The 19,029-nt window shown below is 51.8% G+C and carries 18 protein-coding genes and 1 riboswitch; of the genes, 3 read left to right on the plus strand and 15 right to left on the minus strand.

The features are described from left to right. Window positions 1–28 precede the first annotated feature (28 nt). The 6 genes from queE to AC0YN3_RS18975 form a co-directional block, all read right to left on the minus strand. Window positions 29–766 carry a 7-carboxy-7-deazaguanine synthase QueE gene (gene queE, locus AC0YN3_RS18950; RefSeq protein ID WP_475776506.1) on the minus strand — a complete coding sequence of 246 codons (738 nt, stop codon included), beginning with the start codon at window positions 764–766 and terminating at the stop codon, window positions 29–31. Continuing rightward, window positions 747–1,199, minus strand: coding sequence for a 6-pyruvoyl trahydropterin synthase family protein (locus AC0YN3_RS18955; RefSeq protein WP_475776549.1), 453 nt, complete (start codon window positions 1,197–1,199; stop codon window positions 747–749). Before AC0YN3_RS18955 ends, queE begins: the two co-directional genes overlap by 20 nt. Then, complete coding sequence (queC, locus tag AC0YN3_RS18960; protein ID WP_475776507.1) at window positions 1,199–1,864, minus strand: 7-cyano-7-deazaguanine synthase QueC; 666 nt, start codon at window positions 1,862–1,864, stop codon at window positions 1,199–1,201. Before queC ends, AC0YN3_RS18955 begins: the two co-directional genes overlap by 1 nt. A gap of 147 nt (window positions 1,865–2,011) precedes the next feature. After that, a riboswitch (PreQ1 riboswitch) is annotated at window positions 2,012–2,055 on the minus strand. Between the two features lie 143 nt (window positions 2,056–2,198). Then, the gene (locus AC0YN3_RS18965; protein WP_475776508.1) at window positions 2,199–2,720 is read right to left on the minus strand and encodes a hypothetical protein; all 522 of its coding nucleotides are present in this window, start codon (window positions 2,718–2,720) and stop codon (window positions 2,199–2,201) included. Between the two features lie 398 nt (window positions 2,721–3,118). Further along, window positions 3,119–4,222 carry a rhamnogalacturonan acetylesterase gene (locus AC0YN3_RS18970; RefSeq protein WP_475776509.1) on the minus strand — a complete coding sequence of 368 codons (1,104 nt, stop codon included), beginning with the start codon at window positions 4,220–4,222 and terminating at the stop codon, window positions 3,119–3,121. A 117-nt stretch (window positions 4,223–4,339) separates the two neighbouring features. Beyond that, window positions 4,340–5,836 (minus strand): L-arabinose isomerase family protein, encoded by a 1,497-nt coding sequence (locus AC0YN3_RS18975; RefSeq protein ID WP_475776510.1) that lies wholly within the window; start codon window positions 5,834–5,836, stop codon window positions 4,340–4,342. Between the two features lie 123 nt (window positions 5,837–5,959). On the opposite strand from AC0YN3_RS18975, the gene AC0YN3_RS18980 reads away from it, so the two are divergent. The 3 genes from AC0YN3_RS18980 to AC0YN3_RS18990 all read left to right on the plus strand — a co-directional run bounded on the left by AC0YN3_RS18980 (window position 5,960) and on the right by AC0YN3_RS18990 (window position 8,506). Next, window positions 5,960–6,847 (plus strand): AraC family transcriptional regulator, encoded by an 888-nt coding sequence (locus tag AC0YN3_RS18980; protein WP_475776511.1) that lies wholly within the window; start codon window positions 5,960–5,962, stop codon window positions 6,845–6,847. Window positions 6,848–6,943: 96 nt separating this feature from the next. Continuing rightward, window positions 6,944–7,846, plus strand: coding sequence for a J domain-containing protein (locus AC0YN3_RS18985; RefSeq protein WP_475776512.1), 903 nt, complete (start codon window positions 6,944–6,946; stop codon window positions 7,844–7,846). 186 nt (window positions 7,847–8,032) lie between these two features. Further along, on the plus strand, window positions 8,033–8,506 hold the full coding sequence (locus AC0YN3_RS18990; RefSeq protein ID WP_475776513.1) for a pentapeptide repeat-containing protein: 474 nt from the start codon (window positions 8,033–8,035) through the stop codon (window positions 8,504–8,506). Window positions 8,507–8,604: 98 nt separating this feature from the next. Here AC0YN3_RS18990 and AC0YN3_RS18995 read toward each other — a convergent pair whose 3' ends face one another. The 9 genes from AC0YN3_RS18995 to AC0YN3_RS19035 form a co-directional block, all read right to left on the minus strand. Continuing rightward, entirely contained in the window at window positions 8,605–9,330 is a 726-nt protein-coding gene (locus tag AC0YN3_RS18995) for a FadR/GntR family transcriptional regulator (protein WP_475776514.1), read from the minus strand. A gap of 70 nt (window positions 9,331–9,400) precedes the next feature. Continuing rightward, window positions 9,401–10,126 carry a LutC/YkgG family protein gene (locus tag AC0YN3_RS19000; protein ID WP_475776515.1) on the minus strand — a complete coding sequence of 242 codons (726 nt, stop codon included), beginning with the start codon at window positions 10,124–10,126 and terminating at the stop codon, window positions 9,401–9,403. Next, entirely contained in the window at window positions 10,119–11,648 is a 1,530-nt protein-coding gene (locus AC0YN3_RS19005) for a LutB/LldF family L-lactate oxidation iron-sulfur protein (protein WP_475776516.1), read from the minus strand. The genes AC0YN3_RS19000 and AC0YN3_RS19005 overlap by 8 nt, the downstream gene beginning before the upstream one ends. Window positions 11,649–11,650: 2 nt before the next feature. Then, complete coding sequence (locus tag AC0YN3_RS19010; RefSeq protein WP_475776517.1) at window positions 11,651–12,373, minus strand: (Fe-S)-binding protein; 723 nt, start codon at window positions 12,371–12,373, stop codon at window positions 11,651–11,653. A 253-nt stretch (window positions 12,374–12,626) separates the two neighbouring features. Next, window positions 12,627–13,385 carry a DeoR/GlpR family DNA-binding transcription regulator gene (locus AC0YN3_RS19015; RefSeq protein ID WP_475776518.1) on the minus strand — a complete coding sequence of 253 codons (759 nt, stop codon included), beginning with the start codon at window positions 13,383–13,385 and terminating at the stop codon, window positions 12,627–12,629. A gap of 37 nt (window positions 13,386–13,422) precedes the next feature. Then, entirely contained in the window at window positions 13,423–14,892 is a 1,470-nt protein-coding gene (locus AC0YN3_RS19020) for a rhamnulokinase (protein WP_475776519.1), read from the minus strand. Then, window positions 14,889–16,109 carry an L-rhamnose isomerase gene (gene rhaI, locus AC0YN3_RS19025; RefSeq protein ID WP_475776520.1) on the minus strand — a complete coding sequence of 407 codons (1,221 nt, stop codon included), beginning with the start codon at window positions 16,107–16,109 and terminating at the stop codon, window positions 14,889–14,891. The genes AC0YN3_RS19020 and rhaI overlap by 4 nt, the downstream gene beginning before the upstream one ends. Before the next feature lie 53 nt (window positions 16,110–16,162). Then, on the minus strand, window positions 16,163–16,534 hold the full coding sequence (locus tag AC0YN3_RS19030) for a sensory rhodopsin transducer (RefSeq protein ID WP_475776521.1): 372 nt from the start codon (window positions 16,532–16,534) through the stop codon (window positions 16,163–16,165). Between the two features lie 15 nt (window positions 16,535–16,549). Next, window positions 16,550–18,619, minus strand: a complete 2,070-nt coding sequence (locus AC0YN3_RS19035; RefSeq protein ID WP_475776522.1) for a bifunctional aldolase/short-chain dehydrogenase — start codon at window positions 18,617–18,619, stop codon at window positions 16,550–16,552. Between the last annotated feature and the right edge of the window lie 410 nt (window positions 18,620–19,029).

Genomic DNA, 19,029 nt, shown 5'->3' on the forward strand with positions numbered 1-19,029 from the left:
CTCGTTTCCGCCTCGCTTCGTATTGTTTTTAAACACCCTTCTTATTTCCCCATACCCAGGTATGCAGCTGCGGGAGCACATGAACCCGCTTCAGCTCCGGATTCGGCATCACCTGCCCGATCAGCCATTCGTAACGCTCCACCAAATAAGGGAGCATGCGCTCCGGCTCCGTTTCCTGGAGCTGTCCATTGCCCGCCTGCAAATAAAACGGAACATTCGGATAGCGCAAATGGACAAACGTCGCATATTCGAGATCCGCTTGGTCAAAAATGACCGTTTTCAAGCAAAAGCTTGATTTGCCTGCAAGTAGCTTTGCTACGATATCGTCTAGCACCGTCCAATTCGTGCGCATGCCCGAGCTTGGAGGCTTCGGAGACAGCGTCAGCTCGTCAACCGACCAGAACCAATTCTGCCAGCGGCTCCCCTGCGTTTCGAGTGCTACGCTAATTTCCTGGTTATGAAGCGAATCAATCAATTCGCCTAGCTGCGGGAGTAGCGCGGGATTGCCTCCGGATATCGTGACATGCTCAAAAGTATCCCCGCCAAGCTCCTTTAATTGCTCTATAATTTCATAAGCGCTCAGCATACGGATATCCGCCTTCGCGCTGCCGTCCCAAGTAAAAGCAGAATCGCACCATGAGCAGCTATAATCACAGCCTGCCGTGCGGACGAACATCGTTTTACGGCCGATCACCATGCCTTCTCCTTGCACCGTTGGCCCGAATACTTCGAGTACCGGAACACGCTTAGCTTCCTGCATCATCATCCGCCTTTCTCTTGGGACGGTATATGCAATAGCTCGTCGGTGTTTCCCGGAGATAAACCTGAATGCAGTGCGGCTTGTTCGCCGTACCGTCCAGATGCCTCTGCACGATTTCATGTATGGTCCGCGCCACAACCTCCGTCGTCGGAAAATAGTCGGCAGCGGCATCGTTGAAGCTTTCTTTATCGTCGTTGAGCAGCGTATGATCGAACCGATTATGGATGAGATGCTTAATAATCGCAAAATTAACTAAAAAACCGGCCGAGTCGAGCTCATCGCCCGCAACCGTTACGTTCGCATAATAAGTATGTCCGTGCAGCTGCTGGCATTTGCCTGCTTCCTCCGCAGGGACATAATGGGCAGCCGCAAAATGAAAATCCTTGTTCAGCTCATAGCAATAGTCGTGGCGTGCCGCTGGATATACCTGCTGCATCATCATCGCTTCGCTCCTTGAATGCGCATGACCAAATAATCGTCGAGCCCTTTCCTGCGAAGCTCGCATGCCGGGCAATGCCCGCAGCCATCGGCTATGATGCCGTTATAGCAGGTCAACGTCCGTATGCGCACGAACTCAAACGCACCGAGCGTGTCTGCCAACTCCCATGTCTGTGCCTTATTCAGCCACATCAGCGGCGTATCGATGACAAACGGATAGTCCATCGACAGATTCAGCGTCACATTGAGCGATTTCACGAATATGTCGCGGCAATCCGGATAACCGCTGAAATCCGTTTCACATACGCCAGTTACGATATGCTTGGCGCCAAGCTGCTTGGCAAGCACAGCCGCAAAGGTCAGGAAAAGCATATTGCGCCCGTCGACAAAGGTGGTCGGGAGCTCCCCTTCCTTTTGCTCAATGGCAATATCATCCCTGGTCAAGGCGTTTGGAGCCAATTGATTAAGCAGGGACATATCGAGAATATGATGCTTAATATGGAGCTCCTTGGCAATATCGGCCGCGCAATCCAGCTCGAGTTTATGCCGCTGCCCGTAATTGAACGTGACAGCCTCTACTTCAGAGAAACGTTCCATTGCCCAAAACAAGCAAGTGGTGCTGTCTTGGCCGCCGCTGAACACGACAACCGCCTTTTCTTTTTTCATGCTGTATCTCCCTCTCTGGTTTGAGAAGATCCGAGATCGCCTGAATTCCTTCATTGCTGGCTAAAAAACCAAAGAAACGGCGCGAAGCGGTAGAAATCCGCTTCGCGCCGAACGCAAAAACGACGATGTCACCTAGCGGGACAATCGTTCTGCATAGTTTTTTATAGAGGGAGTTCGCGAACCTCTCCCGGCAGCCCATATTTCATGGGGCATAGCTCCGGCGTTTCTTCTTCAGTTCATGATTCTCCTGTACTATAGCACAGCTGCCGCGCCCTGAATACAGTCAGTATTTTACTGGGAAAAACAAGAAAAAGTCCGAATGGTATGGGCCCGTTTATGAGGAAAGCTCCTCCAGCTTCGCTAACGTTTGAAGCATATGCTTAACCAACCCTTCAATATCGTCCATTTGCTCCTCATTGATGCGGCGGCTGAATGCGAGCTCAATCACGTTGCTATATATCGGATCGGGTTCGCCGTATATATAGCTAATCGTTTGGGTTGCTGGCGTCTCCGGTTCCCAAATGCGCTGCATAATCTGCTCAATCTGTTTACATTCCTCGTCAATATGATGAAGCTTCATCGCAAAGCGCAGGCGCAGCGAGCAGGAAGGCGTCTCCTCCTTCCACTCCAAGATTTCGGCTGCCAAATCTTTCAGTGAAGCAGTCAGCTGCACCTCAGCCGTTACGGCAGAGCGGCCGGCCAGTCTGAATTGAAGCGCGAACTCACGCGACATGACCGCCATCTCCATGCGATCCACGCGGTTTATAATATCAATCTTGCGATCCAGCGTATCCAGATCGTAGAGCTGGTTCTCAAAGGCTACCTTCAGGTTTTCGAATACGGTTGGATCAAACATCTCAATTCCTCTTTTCGATAATAGCAATAGATTCTTTGCTATTGTAGTTCATTTCGGTAGAAGAATCGAGCCTGCAGCCTAGCATTCACGCATCCTTACTTTTATGAACTGAAAGAGCCATATGGCAAAAAGGCCAACCGTACACGAATCATAAGAGACGGTCATGCGAATACGGGTGGCTGGGCTGCAGCCTCCATTGATCTTAGGCTGTACGTGCTGCGTTTATTTCTGAATGAAAGGAATCTGGATTATATATGAAAACAAATGAATTCCCCCTATGAGAGGGAGAGCATCTCTGAATTTTTAAGTATGGTTTATAATAGCCGTAATAAAAAGGGGACATTCCAGTCGAATGTCCCCTTTTGGATCGATATATGAAACATAGCCCTTTGCGTTTGTTATTTTAAATACAACTGAAGCGGCGACAAACCAAGCTCGCGTACGCCTTCGGCAACCAAACCGGCAATTTGGATACCGCCAAGCTCCTGAAAATGGGTGTCATCCTGCGTACCGTCTGGGAAATCGATAAATTCGCCGGGATACGCCCACATAAACAAAGCTTTCGACGGCTCATCGCCGAGCAGCTCATATAGCGCCTTGCTCTTCTCGGCCAGATCAATAAGCGGTACATCCAGCTCGGCGGCCAGCTCCTTCATGCCCAGCAAATAATCGCCGTGGGTATCGATAATGCGGCCTTGCTCGTCGAACTTGCGGCGATGCATGGGCGTAATGAGTATGGGAATGGCACCTCTCGCCCGCGACTCCTCCACGTATACGGCGAGCATTTCCTTATAGCTTCCGAAAGGCTCCGTTGCCCGCTCCTCATCCGATTTCTCGTCATTGTGGCCGAATTGAATCCACAGATAATCGCCTGCCTTAAGCTGTTCCAGAATCGCGGCCAGGCGCCCCTCGTTAATAAAGCTTTTTGAGCTGCGGCCTGACTTGGCATGATTGTCGATCGCTACGTCCGTTTTGAAATAAAGCGGCAGCATCTGCCCCCAGCCAGCGTAAGGAAAAGTGTCCTGATCGGTCACGGTCGAGTCCCCCGCCAAATAAATGGTCGTCGCCTGCCGCGCTTCTTGAATCTGCAGCGCATTAATCCGCGGCGCGACTCCTGAAAACGCGAGACGAAGCGAACCGGCCGTTACTTTTACGGTGAAGCTGTGGACGGAATAGGCGCCCGCTGCCGTAACCGCCTTGTTCAGAACCATGCGGCTAGTCCCATATTTCAGCGTCGTAGAGGTCGGCGCAATCGCATCGCCGATCGTTGCCGTTACGGTGTATAGCCCATTCGGCAAATCTACGCGGAACACGGCCTCCAGCGGTATGCAAAAGGCTCCCCGCAGACGGTTCTGCTCATCGCGGTTTCGCGAGCTCACGCGCTCGCATGATTCGAAGCCATAGCCTGGAATCTCGCTGTATACCGCCGTTGGCCATATTTGAATGTGAGGGGAAGCTGGCGCGCTGCCGATCCCAAAGTCAAATGAATACAAAACAGTCATGCGTGCACCATCCTATTCGATTATTCTCCTATAAGAATATCAAAACGAGCCCGGACAGCATACAAACAAAACCGTTATTTTGTTCAAAATTCAGATTGGATTTGACCGGATCATGAACTACAGCGTGACGTGCTTCACATCCATCAGCTCTGCGACCTTTGCGAAAAGCGATGCATGATGCCCGATGGACATCGCGCAATGATGGGTCGGCGCCTCTGCGAACCATGCGCTCATGTACGCATCGGGATGCATGCGGAATTTGACCGGCGTCTGCGTATTGCCGATTCGCATAATTGGTCCGTTTGTCGATTCCCCTTCGCTTGAAATAAACTTCAGCTTGCCGTCGCCGGTTTGAGTCAGGTTAAGCGTCGTCACCGCGCCCGTGCGCACTTTAGCCTCTACCGAAACCCCCGTTCCTTGCTTGCCGTGATAAAGTCCCATCCCACGCAATATTGGCTGCCCTTCGGAAATGGCAATATGGAAGGGCCCGTCATGGCCAAGCAAGATCGTTTCATCCACATAGTCCACGACGACGATTTCCGAGAAGCTTCCGCCCGTTCCGAGAATATCGCATATTTTCATGGCTACGGCTGTTTTCAGATCGCCTTCTCCCGAGCAAGGAATGCCCCTCGAGGTAAGCAAGGAATGCCCGACGATAAAACCGCCCTGCAGCTTCTCGTATTCGCCTCCAGGCGCTCCGTGGTAATAGTAGGTCAACGCGTCCAGATCATATTCGCGTACCAGCTTCTCCTGTGCCGCAGCTACCCTGCTGGACCATTCCAACTGCTCTTCCGAAGGCTTTCTGGCAATGGGATCGGAAGGCGAATTTCCGCTAATCCGGAACATTTGATTAATCTCTTGAAGCTTTGATTTCACTTCCTGCGGCGTTACGTCGCGCAGCATCCGATCCAAATCACACATTTCGAGCACTTCCACATGCAGGCCGGTTTGCGCTTGAAGCATCGTGAAATCGCTATACATATCGAGCATGCCGCTGTACGTATTGCCAAGAAAGCCGAAACGGCTGTGCTGCAGCGTACGGGGAACGCCTGCCGCCCTCGCCCAATGCTCGATGTCCCGCCAAGCGCGCTGCGCTTCCTTCCGCTCATGCGTCCTCTCATTCGTGAGCGAGACCGCCGGCGTATAATCAAGACCAAGCAAGCCATTCACGACACGAAACGGGATGCCTGCGCGATTGAACGCATTCGCAAATTCCGGGACGGGGCAGGCGCCGCAATGTGCCAGCCACTCGCCGGTAGTCGTGTGCTCATAATTGATCCGCTCGGTCGGCTGCAGGTTAAGAAAGACAACCGGTGCCTTGTTGATTTGATGCACGGGCAGCACCGTCGAGCTAGTCGAATAGGTCGCGGCATGGCAGAACACGAGATCCACGTTTTGCGCATTCAGCCATTCGCCAGCCTTCCGCCCCTCGCCCTCCGTATCTACCAGTCCGTAATGGAATACGTCGCCCCACTGCGATAATCGTGCCTCAATAAAGCTGCCGTACTCCGTTAAACGCTCCCGCAATCCCGGGAACTGCTCCCAATATGCGCGCAGCCCAACCGAGTAAAGTCCTATTCGCGGCCGTTTGCTAGGTTTAATCGCTTGCAGCATCTTTACCACCTCATCATCGTATGAAATAATAGATTTATATAGTCATTGTAATGGGTTTCCAAGCAAACAACATCCAATGATCTTGGTCAAAAATAACAGTATCTTGCGAGGTGGTGAATCAAGATGTGCGCATACATGGAACGTGCCTCGCATGCATGGTCGGAGCGCTCCGTCAGAATCGTGGCTACGCCGTCCGCGTTCGCGAAGGCATCGCTATTTTACGTACAAGAAATCGGCCATTTCCAGACGCAAGCCCGCTATTTCACGGAGCGTGAGCAGCTCGACTCCTTCCTTGTCCTCTATACGCTTTCCGGCTCTGGCAAGCTTGAGTACCGTGGGAATACGTATATGCTGAAACCGCAGCAGCTCTTTTTTATCGATTGCATGCCATATCAGCATTACCGAGCCGACGGAGATGAGCCTTGGGAGATGCTTTGGGTCCATTTCAACGGCTGCTCCGCGCGTGCTTACTACGAACAATTTGCCCAGAGCACAGACGCAGTCCTCGCATTAGAGCCGAATAGCACCGTTTCCGGCATCTTGCGCAAGCTTCTGGAGCTTCATAAGCGCAAGAGCTATAGGACCGAGCTAGTAAGCGCTAAGCTGCTCGTAGAGCTGCTTACAGAGCTGCTCCTCGCTGCATGGGAGCTGGAGCTGCCCGCTTCTGATATTCCGAGCTATATCGGTGAAATCGCGCAGCTCATGGACGAGCAATATTCGCAGAAGCTCACCCTGGATCGACTTGCAAGCCAGCATGCCGTTAATAAGTACCATTTGGCAAAGCAATTCAAACGCTATACCGGCTTTTCGCCGAATGAATACCTCATTAATACCCGTATATCCCATGCTAAGGAGCTGCTTAAATATTCGGATATGCCGGTTGCTGAAATCGCAGGTTTGGTGGGCATCGATAACGTCAGCCATTTCATCTCGTTGTTCAAAGCAAGGGTAGAACATACTCCCCTAATTTACCGGCGCAAATGGCAGCGAAATGCCACGGATGGCAAATGATCGCCTATATCCGTCAAAATTTGCGTTACCCGCGGAATTCCGTATACTAATAGATAGGAATCATATAGGAGCTACTTACTAATTGAGGTGACACAGGTGGACGAGTTGAAACAAGCCTACGAAACAATGGGGCTGCCAGAGCTTGCGGCCAAGGAGGAAGTGGAGAAGCGTTATACGACGCTTATGCGCCAAGCAAGGTCCAGGACGCAGCAGCAGAAAGACAATGCAGCAGGCACGGAAGATTCTTTTGCAAAGATTACACAGGCTTACCGGCTTATTCTGGGGTATGAAGACCGGAAGCTGACAGACGCTTTCAACGAGCAGGAGTATGGAAAATACAAGAAGATGGCCGGACAGGCTCAGAAGATGGATCATTTCTGGCGTTATTACAAATTCCATACGTTCGGTGCCATCGCAGCAGTCGCACTTATTATTTACGGGGTCATCAGCTTCATGAACTATCGCGAAGAGCAAGAGCGGCTCGCCAACTTGCCGCCAATCGATTTGACTGTTTCATTCATGGGCAATTACATGCTGAAAGAGGATGCGCCGAAGGAAGAACCGATCGAGAACGCACTTTTGACAGCGTTTCCCGAATGGAAAAGATTCGTATCCACCGTTACTCTCGTGCCATCTGACGAGCAGGCGCAATACGCTTACATGCAGAAAGCCGTGCTTGTGCTAGCAACTGAGCATCCGGATGTTTACATCATGGATAAAGGCATATTCGAGTGGGTAGGCACGCAAGGCGTGCTCATGAGCCTCGATGACGATGTGAACGGCGACTTCAAACCGTTGATGAGAGACGGAATTGCCAAAAAGCTGAAGACCGAAGAGGATACCGAAGAGCATGTTTACGGTATTGACCTGAGCAGCAGCGCGCTGGTAGACCAAGTTCCGTTGTACAAAGAGAGCATGATTATCGGCATACGCCCTGATAGTAAAAACCCGGACAAAGCGAAAGCGTTTATTAAAAAGTATTTGGCTACGATTAAATAGCTAGGGTTAACGACAGTTCGAATGCTGCAACCATTGACTTGATGGGATATGCATCGGGCTGTTTTTATTTCACCAAGGCAGAACAAACGAATGAGTGATTCATGTGCGCAGCACAGCCGAAAGAGTGAATCATGGCTGCTGCGTCAACGAAAGCTTTGAATATGAAATGAAGAGGAGCATGGCTAAATGGAAACGAATGATAAGCAAATGAAGCTGAATATGGCTAATATCTCCGGCTCCACCTTTCATCAGGTTAATGCGGAAGCATCGGTCTGGGATGACGTGAATTTATCCAAAACAAACATTACGAACGCCAACATAAGCGGGCTGCGCGTGGACGATGCCAACCTGTCCCAATCCAGCCTATCCAATGTCAATCTTTCGGGACTTAAGATTCGCAATGCTAATTTGAGCCATGCCGTCATCGATCACATCCAGCTTTTTGGCACCGAATTCCACCGTGTCGTGCTGCCGAATCCAGCGGATGACAATTATAAGCCAGATGGCGACTATAAGCCTATCGTATTCCAGCATTCCGACCTCAGCCGTACCGAGTTCAAGAACTGTAATTTATCGAACGTGGATTTACAGGATTGCGATATTTCCGGAATGCGGATTAACGGAGTACTCATTGAAGAGCTTTTGAAATCGCAATCTTAAATTGTTTTTTATGCTTCTGCATGCAAAAAGGCTGAATCCAAAGGCATAAGCCTACGGTTCAGCCATTTTCAATTGTATGGACGGGTGCTGCCGCTCATTCAGCTGTCGCCTAGATGCTTGCGAACGATATGCTCCACATGCTGCAAATGCTCTTGCATCCGCTTGGCTGCCAGCTCGGCATCTTTCATTCCGATAGCCTCGACGATTGCGGAATGCTGCTGGTATAGGCGCTCCGCGACTGCCGTGCTGGCATAAAGCTCTACGCGCCTAATATCATGAATGGCGGTTTCGATATGGTTCATAATCGATTCGAATAAACGGACCATAATCGAGTTATGGGTTGCTCTCGCAAGCGTAAGGTGAAACTGCAGGTCTAGTCGCTCCCCTTCCGTTTCGTCCCCCACGGTATGCGCCATTTGCTCGATCAGCTGGCTAAGCGCGACCAAATCCTCGTCCGTGCGCTTAATCGCAGCAATTGATGCATTCGAAACCTCCAACGATTCCCTCGCCTCAAGCAGTTCGAGCACCGTATCCCGGTTCATTCGAAGGGATTGCAGCTCTGGAAGGTCTCCCTCCGATGGCGCCTCGCGGATGACGCGGCAGCCGCCGCCCTGGCGGATATCAATCAGTCCCATCGCCTTCAATGCGCTGAGCGCTTCGCGCGTTGTGGATCTTCCTACGCCGAACTGCTCGGATATTTCCTTCGTAGAGGGCAGCTTGTCGCCAATCTTAAGCTTGCCCTCCACAATGAGCCGCTTGATCTGCTCCGTAATTTCCTCGTAATGATTGCGCTTTGACAGCTTTTCTACATTTAATGATGACATCACTCGCAACCTCCCAAACCTAAAAAGCTGAAGAGCTTCCGTGACAGCACGTACGGATCAGCCGATTAACTTACTCTACCAACAGCGCATAGACAATGCCAGGCCCATGAACGCCGATTGTCAAATCATTCTCAATGTCGGAGGAGCGGCTTGGTCCCGATATAAAGTGGATGCCCGCCGGAAGCTGCTCGCGGCCTGCCTCATCGAAAGTCACCAGCACTTCGCCTAGCCGTGTTTTCAACCGTTCAATCGGAATAATGATAATAAGCACGGTCGGCAGCAGACTGACGGAGCGCCCCTTGTTCGGCGCGGACAGAACCGTAACCGAGCCTGTATAGGCGACCGCATGGTCGGCTATCACGATGCCGAAATCCGCTTCCGCTGCGCGCGCCCTCCAGTATTGCTCATCGTCTGTATTCCAGACCGACACGCTAGACCCGGTAAGGGCAGCTTCTAGCTCAAGCGCATCAAGCTCAGGCTGGTTTTGGCGAATCACATATTTCGCGCTCATTTCTTCCGCTTTTTGAACGATGAATGACTTCGCTTCATCCATGGAGCCAAGACGGGCAACATGCCCGCCCACGGATAAGAAATTGTCCGTAAAAGCTTGAATGCGCTCCTCTTCGCTCCACTCGAACGCGTTCCAGAAATCCGGCGCCCCGCGGAAAGGATGGTTCGGCTTGTCAAACATTCTCGGATGCCTTAGCTTCGAGGCGATGTCGTTCATAAACTGCTCCTGCTTCACTTTCGATTCCGCTTCCAGCTTCTCCAGCCACTGCTTGTGCGTATCAGCCATGCCCGTGTCCTCCTTTGCCTTGCTTCTCGTCAAGCTCGCGCTTGCGTACGAGCTCCTCCATCCGGTTCTGCATGGACGGCTCCATCTGCTTAAGCCCTTGCTTCAGCTCCTGATCGAGCGTATCCCAGCGATCGCGGAAGGACTCCTTCGGCAAGCTAGGCGTGACGCGGTATGTGTTCCAGCCCTTGAGCGGCCCAAGCTTCGTCTTGATAACGCCGCTGCGTACGACCAGCTTTTGGCCAAGCTTCCCTAGGCGGAGCACGCCGCCAAGCCGCGATGAATTGCCCATGATCGTCGCAAAACCTTGCATGCCGATCGACTCTATCTTGCTGCCGTTCCCGCTTTCGACCTTGCGCCTGCGCAAGTAGACGAGCATGTCGTGCAGCGGTATTTTGACCGGACAAGCCTCGTAGCAGGCGCCGCATAAGCTCGATGCGTTGGCGATATCATCCCACTCTGCAATGTTTTTGTTCAGCGAAGGCGTCAATACCGCTCCGATTGGACCGCTATACGTACTGCCGTAGGCATGGCCGCCGATATGGCGGTACACCGGGCAAGCATTAAGACATGCACCGCAGCGAATACAGTTCAGAAGCTCTTGGAATTCCGGATCGCCAAGCTGCAAGGAGCGTCCGTTATCTATGATAATAATATGCATTTCATCCGGTCCATCCGCATCCGCTGAACGGCGCGGGCCTGTAATGCCTGACATATACATGGTCAGCTTCTGGCCCGTTGCTGAACGAGGCAGCAGCGTCGCCATCACTTCAAGATCGGACCAGGACGGTATAATTCTCTCCATGCCCATAAGCGTAATTTGCGTTTTGGGAACCGTACTGACCATCCTTGCATTGCCTTCATTCTCAAAAAGCACCATCGATCCCGTCTCTGCGATCGCGAAGTTGCATCCGGTCATGCCGATTTCCGCATCGAGAAATTTCTCGCGCAGCTTCTTGCGTACGAAGCCTGCAAGCGCCGTCGTGTCCGGCGGCAGCGTATATCCGGCCTCTTTGGAGAGAAGATCGGCAATTTGATAACGGTTTTTGTGAATGGCCGGAATGACGATATGCGACGGCATCTCGCCTGCGAGCTGAATGATATACTCCCCTAGATCGGTTTCAACCGCCTCCACCCCGATGGATTCAAGCGCATGATTGAGATGCAGCTCCTCCGACACCATCGATTTGGATTTGACGACCGACTTGGCACCCGCGTGCTCGGCGATATCAAGCGTGAGCTTGACCGCTTCCTCTGTGTTGGTTGCAAAATGCACATGGACGCCGTTAGCCCGCGCATTGTTCACGAACAAATTCAAATAATAATCAAGATGCGCAATGGTATGCAGGCGGATCTGCTTGCCGCGTTCCCGCCAATCCTCCCAGTTGCCATGCTCGTCTGTCGCTTTTTTCTTGCCGTTGCGCAGCCTCTCCGTCGTGAATCGTACCGCCTTGCGCAGGAACTCGTCATTAAGCGCAAGATCTGCCCGTGCTTTGACGGTTGCTTCCGTTTTTGCTCCAGCCATGCTTATTTCACCCCTTCATAGAGAAGCTCTGCCAAATGCATGACGCGGACAGGCTCATTGCGGTAACGCAGGTTGCCTGCAATATTGAGCAAGCAGGCCATATCGAGCCCGACCAACACTTCGGCTTCCGTCTCCAGCACATGATCCACCTTCTCCGTAACCATCGCGCCCGAGATATCCGCCATCTTAACCGCGAACGTCCCGCCAAAGCCGCAGCAATCCTCGGCGAATGGCAGCGGAACCAGCTCAAGCCCCTTCACCTTCTGGATAAGCGCTAGCGGCTCAGCCTTTACGCCCAATATGCGGGAGCCGTGACAGGATGGGTGATAGGTCACCTTATGCGGGAATGATGCGCCAACATCCGTCACGCCTAACACCTGCACCATAAATTGCGTAAATTCAAATGATTTGCTTTGCAGCTTATTCGCTCGCTCCAGCATGACCGGATCATCCTCAAACAGCTTCGGATAATGATGGATCATGCCCGTGCACGATCCTGAAGGTGATATAACGAAATCACTGTCCTCAAAAGCATCCAATATCGTCTTCGCCGATTCCCTTGCTTCTTTCCAGTAGCCGCTATTGAATGCGGGCTGCCCGCAGCATGTTTGCACCGTAGGAAATTGCAAGGAAACTCCGTACTTGGCCAGCAAGCGCACCATCGCCTCGCCGACTCTTGGGTATAGCGCATCGCTTAAGCAAGTAATAAACAATGAGACCTTCATACTCGCGCCCCTTCCGACTTATCTATCTTCTATTTTATCAGGTTGTCAGACAAGTTTGTTAAAAATTTTTATTTTCCGCTAGTTGTTGCGTGCGGTGTAGGAACACATATGTGCTTTCAGCTTCATGCCTACCACTGGCACACGCCGATTTCACTCGATTAGCACGCATGCGTGCTTACGGTACAAAACTCTACAACCATATCAATATGAAACGGCACGGCGCATCTGCCGAAGCAGGCGCCGCGCCGGTATGCTAAACCGTTGTAACCGTTATTTGCTTCTCCTTGAGCTGCATGAGCAGTTCTTGCGATAAGCGCCTATCCGTAATAATCGCATCAACTTCGCTTAGGTCGGCCACATGCGTGAACGCTTGAACGCCGAACTTGCTCGAATCCGCAAGCAAAATCACCTGATCGGCCATGCCGACCATTTTATGCTTAATCCGTGCCTGCAGCTCATTCGACTCGCTAACTCCGCGTTCCAGATGAACGCCTTTGCACGAGAAGAACGCTTTGTCGACATGATAAGCATCAAGGGAACGCTCGGCTAGCGGACCGACATACGATAGCGAACGCGAAGCCAATATCCCGCCAGTCGAGATCACCTCGATTTTCTCCTTGCCGCTCAGCTCCATCGCTACTTTAATCGAGTTCGTGAGCACCGTAAGCGGAATATCGGGCATGCTTGCCGCCATATACCAAGCCGTCGAGCTTGCGTCGAGCAGAATACGGTCCTTCGGAAGAATAAGCTTGATCGCTTCCTCCGCAATTCTCTTCTTCTCTTCCGCTTGCGCAATCTCGCGCTCAAAATACGGAATTTCCGGCTGCTGGTCCTTTACGCTTACCGCACCGCCATGGGATCGGCGCAAACGTCCGGCTTGCTCCAAGCGGTCCAGATCGCGACGAATCGTTTCCTCGGTCACCTGACATAGCTCGCTCAGCTCCGTTACACGGATGCTGCCTCTCTCATTTACCAGCTGTACAATTTTGTCGTATCGTTCATGGACCAGCATAGCGTACCTCTTCCTAGCTTATATTTAAATTCGCCGATTAAGCGATTCCCGTCTTTTCTCTAAATGTTCCGTATGCTTTCTCCCACGCTTCGGGCTGCTCCGGTTCATAGGTGTCAACCGGGAACGAATCCCGAATCACTCTGCGTGCTTCCCAAATATCTGCCAGTTCTCCGCTTGCAATCCACTGTACAACCAGATTGCCGATGGCACTGCCCTCGACAGGCCCTGCCCAAACCGGCTTCCCGATCGCATTCGCCGTCCACTGGCACAGCAGCGTGTTTTGAATGCCGCCGCCAACCATATGAAGCCCGCCAAAAGCTTGACCGGACAATTGCTCGGTAAGCTCAAGCACGTAACGATATTTCAGCGCCAAGCTCTCTAGGACGCAGCGTACTATCGCTCCATTGCTTTCGGGCGGCTTTTGGCCCGTACGCAGACAATATTCGGCAATGCGAGCCGGCATATCGCCCGGATGGAGAAATAATGGATCATCGGGATCAATGAATGCACCGAATGGCTCTGCCTCATCGGCTAGCTTAACTAATTCGGGAAAGGTGTAGGAAATTCCTGCCCGCTCCCACGCACGCCTGCATTCCTGCAGTACCCAAAGGCCCATAATGTTTTTAAGCAGGCGGAAGGTCCCATAGGCTCCGCCTTCATTGGTGAAATTCAATTGCTGCGCGAGCTCATTAATGACAGGCGCATCAACTTCCGTTCCCATTAGCGACCAGGTGCCGCAGCTTAAATAGGCGAATGATCGATCCAGAGCAGGCACTGCCGCAACGGCAGATCCCGTATCATGCTCTGCCGCGGCATAGACCGGAACGGATTCGATGCCAAGCTCCTCGCAAAGGGAGGCCCTCAGACTGCCTACTTGAGCGCCAGGCTGGACGACATTGCCGAATAGATCAGGCGAAAGACCAATCGCTTGGATCAGCTCCGCATCCCAGCTTTCCGTTAGCGGATTGTACAGCTGGGTCGTTGTTGCATTCGAAAACTCATTATACATGTCACCGGTCAAAAAGTAACGAAGCAGGTCCGGTATCATGAGGAAATGCTTCGCGTCCCGCAGCAGCGGCGAATCTGCTTTTTTCAATGCGGCCAGCTGGTAAATCGTATTAAACGGGAGGAATTGAATGCCGGTTTTCTCAAAAATAGCAGATGCGTTCAGCTCGCCAGCTACCTGCTCCATAACGCCGTCCGTATGATGGTCCCGGTAATGGTATGGGTTGCCGAGCAGCTCGCCATTGCTTCCGATTAAGCCAAAATCAACCGCCCATGAATCGATCGCCAGACTTTGCAGCTCAATTTCCCGATGCTTTACCTTAAGCAGGCTTTGTTTCAGCTCATGAAGCAGCCGCAAAATATCCCATTGCAGCCGGTCGCCGACCTGCACCGGATCATTCGGGAACCGGTGCAGCTCTTCAACCTCGATCTTGCCGTTATCCAACCGGCCGAGCAGTGCTCTACCGCTGCTCGCCCCGAGATCAAAGGCGAGGATGGTCACCAGCTGGCACCACCCTTGCCTCTCGCCAAAATATCCTTGCCGTAGCTGCTGCTAAGGTATGCTTTCATCGGATCATGCGGCAAGCCTTGCTCTTCGCGAATCGCGTGCAGCAATGGGGTAACGTCGAACTCGAAAGCGCGGCGAACGGCATCTTCCGCGCCGAGGACGTCATGGCGCTCAGCTGCCTCGTTTACTTCGTCATGGTTGATGAGCAGCGCTTTGGCAAGCTGTGTCTGCACATTAAGAACCGAACGCAGCATCGCAGGAATCTTTTGCTCGATGTTGTGAGATTGGTCGATCATGTAGGTAATGCTCTCCGCATTTTGGCGAACGCCCGCGTCGGAATCGCCTGCGGCGCTAAGAATTTGATAGAAAATAAGGAACAGCTCATATGGATTCACGGTACCTACGATAAGATCATCATCGGCGTATTTGCGGCTGTTGAAGTGGAAGCCGCCTAGGCGCTTCTCATCAAGCAGGTAAGCAACGATATGCTCAATATTGGCTCCCGGCAAATGATGGCCCGTATCAACAAGCACTTCCGCCTGCGGTCCAAGTTTCTGCGCAAGATTGTAAGCCATGCCCCAATCGGCAAGATCCGTATGGTAGAATGCCGGCTCGAAGCATTTGTATTCAATAAGCAGGCGCATGTCAGGAGACAAAGCGCCGTACATCTCCGCCAGCGCTTCCTGCATCCAAGCCTTGCGCTTGCGAATATGTCCTTGGCCCGGGTAATTCGTACCGTCGGCAAACCACAAGCTGAATTCTTTGGAGCCGGTTTCCTTCGCAATGTCTACGCATTCCAGCAAATGATTCGTTGCTTTGCGGCGAATAGCCGCATCGGAATTGGTGACGCTGCCCAGCATGTAATCCTCGTCCTGAAAAAGGTTCGGATTCACTGCGCCAATCGAGAGGCCGAGGCTCTCTGCATGGTTTTTAAGCTTGCCGTAGTCATCAACCTTATCCCATGGAATATGAATAGCAACGGATGGCGCGATTCCGGTAAGCTTGTGCACCTGAGCCGCGTCATCGAATTTTTCGAACGGGTTGCGGGGCACGCCTTCCTTCTGGAATACTTTGAAGCGGGTTCCGGAATCTCCGTAGCCCCATGAAGGGGTTTCGATTTTGAGCGCTTTCAATCTTGCTTTTACTTCATCTATGTTAATGCCTCTAGCCTTCTGCTGCTCCTCAAAAAACGCGTATGCGCGATCGGACATATTAAACACCCTTTCAAGTATGTGGTTGGTTATTTCATTTCAAGTATGGTTAATTATTTCATTGGAAAAGCCATCGTTGACATCAGCGTGTTCTCTGCTTGTGTCGAATCCAGACGGCTGTACTGCACAATAATCGGAATATCGCTCTGTACCTCGATGGCGTAAGGAACGCCAATTGGAATTGGCGTCCCTTCCTTCATCAGAGAGCTCGTACGGATATGTTTCGTGCGCCTGCCTTGCACAACGACCAATATGTCTTCAAGCGGCTCGCGATCCTCGAAATAAATCGTAAAACGGATAAGTGCTTCTTCGGAGGAACAGTTCAGCACGCAAACCGATTCATGGCTGACGAGCGCTCCCGTGCTGTCCGGCGGAATAAAGCCGTCCGGGATATACCAATGCTTTTCTCCTCGCGCTTGAAACATATCGCTCTCTTCCTCCTATCGCGTAAACGCTGCGGGTACGCCGCCATCAATGGTCAGCATGCAGCCCGTTGTTTTATCCGCTTTCGAGGAAGCAAAAAATGCGATGCCTTCCGCGATGTCGCGCGGGTAGATGTTTACGAGCAGCGTCGTACGCTTGCGGTAGTATTCTTCCAGTTGGTCCGGCTCAATGCCGTAAGCCGCAGCGCGCTCATTGCGCCAGCTGCCGTTCCAGATCGCCGAGCCCTGCAGGATCGCATCCGGCAAAATCGTGTTTACGCGAATGCCGAACTCTCCGCCTTCAGCTGCGATACAGCGGGCAAGATGTGCTTCAAGCGCTTTGGCAGCGCTGTATGCGGAAGCATTTTTGCCTGCGTATACGGAGTTTTTGGAGCCGATGAAAACCATATTCCCGCCAATGCTTTGCTGCTTCATCATTTTGAACGCTTCGCGCGCTACGAGGAAATAACCCGTGCCGAGCACGTTCATGTTCAGGTTCCACTCTTTCAGAGAGGTTTCGTCGAACGGGCTTGAGGTTGCAAGACCCGCATTGTTGACGATAATATCCACGCCGCCGTAAGCAAGTGCCGTTTCCGCGTAAGCAGCGGTTACCTGCTCCTCGCTCGTTACGTCCATTTTGACAGCCGTTGCGCGGTGATCGCCGTATTTTTCATTAATTTCCGCCGCGACCTTTTGTGCGCCTTCCAAATTAAGATCGGCTAGCACGACATGCGCGCCTTCAGATACAAGGCGGCGAGCCGTTTCGCTTCCGATACCGCCAGCGCCGCCAGTGATGAAGGCAACCTTGCGTGAAAATTCCGTTTCTGCGGGAGCTAACGACAATTTGTAAAGCTCAAGCGGCCAATATTCCACGTTGTATGACTCATTCTCGCTAAGCGACACGAAATCGCCAAGCGCCGTTGCGCCGCGCATAACTGCAATCGCGCGGTGGTAAAGCGCGCCGCTAACCTGAGCCATTGCCCAGCTTTTGCCTGTATTGATCATGCCGATACCAGGAATAAGAATGACGCGCGGCGCTGCTTCGAACATCACGTCGCCTTCATTTTTGTTGCGCTCGAAGTATGCTTTGTATTGCTCTTTGTATGCTGCGATGCCTTCAGACAATTTCGCCTTCAAGCCATCGATATCCTCTGCATTCGGCGTCCAGTCGATAAATAGCGGAACAACCTTCGTATGTACGAGGTGATCCGGGCAAGCCGCGCCGACTTGGGACAATTGCGGTGAATCTTGGCCGCTTACGAACGCCAGCACATCCGCTTCATCGTCGAAGGTTAGGATCATTTTTTTCGCATCGCTTACCGCTCCGCGAATCGTTGGCATTACTTGTGCGGCTACGCTTCTGCGCGCTTCGGATTCAAGCACTTCGTATTTCACGCCGCCGAACAGCGACGCTTCATCAAAGCGGGATTCAATGAAAGCTTCTGCTTCGGAAATAATTTTGATCGTCTGCGCGTAGCATTCCTCGCTCGTTTCGCCCCAAGTAACAAGACCATGCTTCTCCATAAGCACAAGCTCGGCATTCGGATTCGCAAGAACGCCTTCAGCGATCATTTTGGAAAGATTAAAGCCGGGACGGACATAAGGCACCCATACGAAACGGTCGCCGAAAATTTCTTTCGCAAGCGCTTTGCCGTTGTCGGCGCAGCAGAGGCTGATTATGGAATCCGGATGTGTATGGTCCACATGTTTGAAAGGCAGGAAAGCATGCAGCAGCGTTTCGATGGATGCGCGCGGATGCTTCGAATCGATCATGCAATTGACGAGGTAAGCAACCATTTCCTCATCCGGCATTTCAGAGCGCTCGAATAACGGACGGATATCATCCATGCGAAGACCTGTAAAGTTGCCTGCTTTCATCGAGGCAAGATCGGAGCCGCTGCCCTTTACATACATTACTTCAACGTCGCGACCGCGGAAATCCTTAACCGTTGTTTTGGTGGATGTATTGCCGCCGCCGAAATTGCATACGCGGCGATCCGCGCCGATAATGTTGGAACGGTAGACTAGCTCGGCAAGTCCGCCTTCAAGCTGTGCTGCTTTCTCGTTTTCCCATAAACTTTGTACCATGGATATACCTCCGAATGTTGTTTTGTATTTGTTTGATTGCATCATATCATATTTGTTTGTTTTTGAATATATATATTTCAAACATAAACGGAAATAAAATAAGTGGTTTTGTATCCTTTCCATACAAATATAAAGAGGAAATCCATGGTTTGAGCAAATTCCATCCTTCTAGCAGCTTGTTCTATCAATACCTGAGCGTTCGGCCCCCGGTTGTCCGTGCCGTCACCGGAAACCGACGCCGTCCCTTCAGCTCGCGCTAATGAAAATTTAGTCCGCATGCAAAAAGGCCAACCTCTACTTGAACTGAACCCCGTCAAGTAGACAGTACAAAAAATAAAGATCTATGAAGCGGCCTTAGCCCTAAATTCAATAGGACTGAGGCCGTTTAGCTTTTTCTGCAATCGTTCGTA

This window comes from Paenibacillus sp. J22R232 (assembly GCF_056269165.1).

Excerpts from the sequence above, each read along its gene's own strand:
- queE (WP_475776506.1), bottom strand. The coding sequence starts at position 766 with ATGATGATGCAGGAAGCTAAGCGTGTTCCGGTACTCGAAGTATTCGGG.
- AC0YN3_RS18955 (WP_475776549.1), bottom strand. The coding sequence starts at position 1,199 with ATGATGCAGCAGGTATATCCAGCGGCACGCCACGACTATTGCTATGAG.
- queC (WP_475776507.1), bottom strand. The coding sequence starts at position 1,864 with ATGAAAAAAGAAAAGGCGGTTGTCGTGTTCAGCGGCGGCCAAGACAGC.
- AC0YN3_RS18965 (WP_475776508.1), bottom strand. The coding sequence starts at position 2,720 with ATGTTTGATCCAACCGTATTCGAAAACCTGAAGGTAGCCTTTGAGAAC.
- AC0YN3_RS18970 (WP_475776509.1), bottom strand. The coding sequence starts at position 4,222 with ATGACTGTTTTGTATTCATTTGACTTTGGGATCGGCAGCGCGCCAGCT.
- AC0YN3_RS18975 (WP_475776510.1), bottom strand. The coding sequence starts at position 5,836 with ATGCTGCAAGCGATTAAACCTAGCAAACGGCCGCGAATAGGACTTTAC.
- AC0YN3_RS18980 (WP_475776511.1), top strand. The coding sequence starts at position 5,960 with ATGTGCGCATACATGGAACGTGCCTCGCATGCATGGTCGGAGCGCTCC.
- AC0YN3_RS18990 (WP_475776513.1), top strand. The coding sequence starts at position 8,033 with ATGGAAACGAATGATAAGCAAATGAAGCTGAATATGGCTAATATCTCC.
- AC0YN3_RS18995 (WP_475776514.1), bottom strand. The coding sequence starts at position 9,330 with ATGTCATCATTAAATGTAGAAAAGCTGTCAAAGCGCAATCATTACGAG.
- AC0YN3_RS19000 (WP_475776515.1), bottom strand. The coding sequence starts at position 10,126 with ATGGCTGATACGCACAAGCAGTGGCTGGAGAAGCTGGAAGCGGAATCG.
- AC0YN3_RS19005 (WP_475776516.1), bottom strand. The coding sequence starts at position 11,648 with ATGGCTGGAGCAAAAACGGAAGCAACCGTCAAAGCACGGGCAGATCTT.
- AC0YN3_RS19010 (WP_475776517.1), bottom strand. The coding sequence starts at position 12,373 with ATGAAGGTCTCATTGTTTATTACTTGCTTAAGCGATGCGCTATACCCA.
- AC0YN3_RS19015 (WP_475776518.1), bottom strand. The coding sequence starts at position 13,385 with ATGCTGGTCCATGAACGATACGACAAAATTGTACAGCTGGTAAATGAG.
- rhaI (WP_475776520.1), bottom strand. The coding sequence starts at position 16,109 with ATGTCCGATCGCGCATACGCGTTTTTTGAGGAGCAGCAGAAGGCTAGA.
- AC0YN3_RS19030 (WP_475776521.1), bottom strand. The coding sequence starts at position 16,534 with ATGTTTCAAGCGCGAGGAGAAAAGCATTGGTATATCCCGGACGGCTTT.
- AC0YN3_RS19035 (WP_475776522.1), bottom strand. The coding sequence starts at position 18,619 with ATGGTACAAAGTTTATGGGAAAACGAGAAAGCAGCACAGCTTGAAGGC.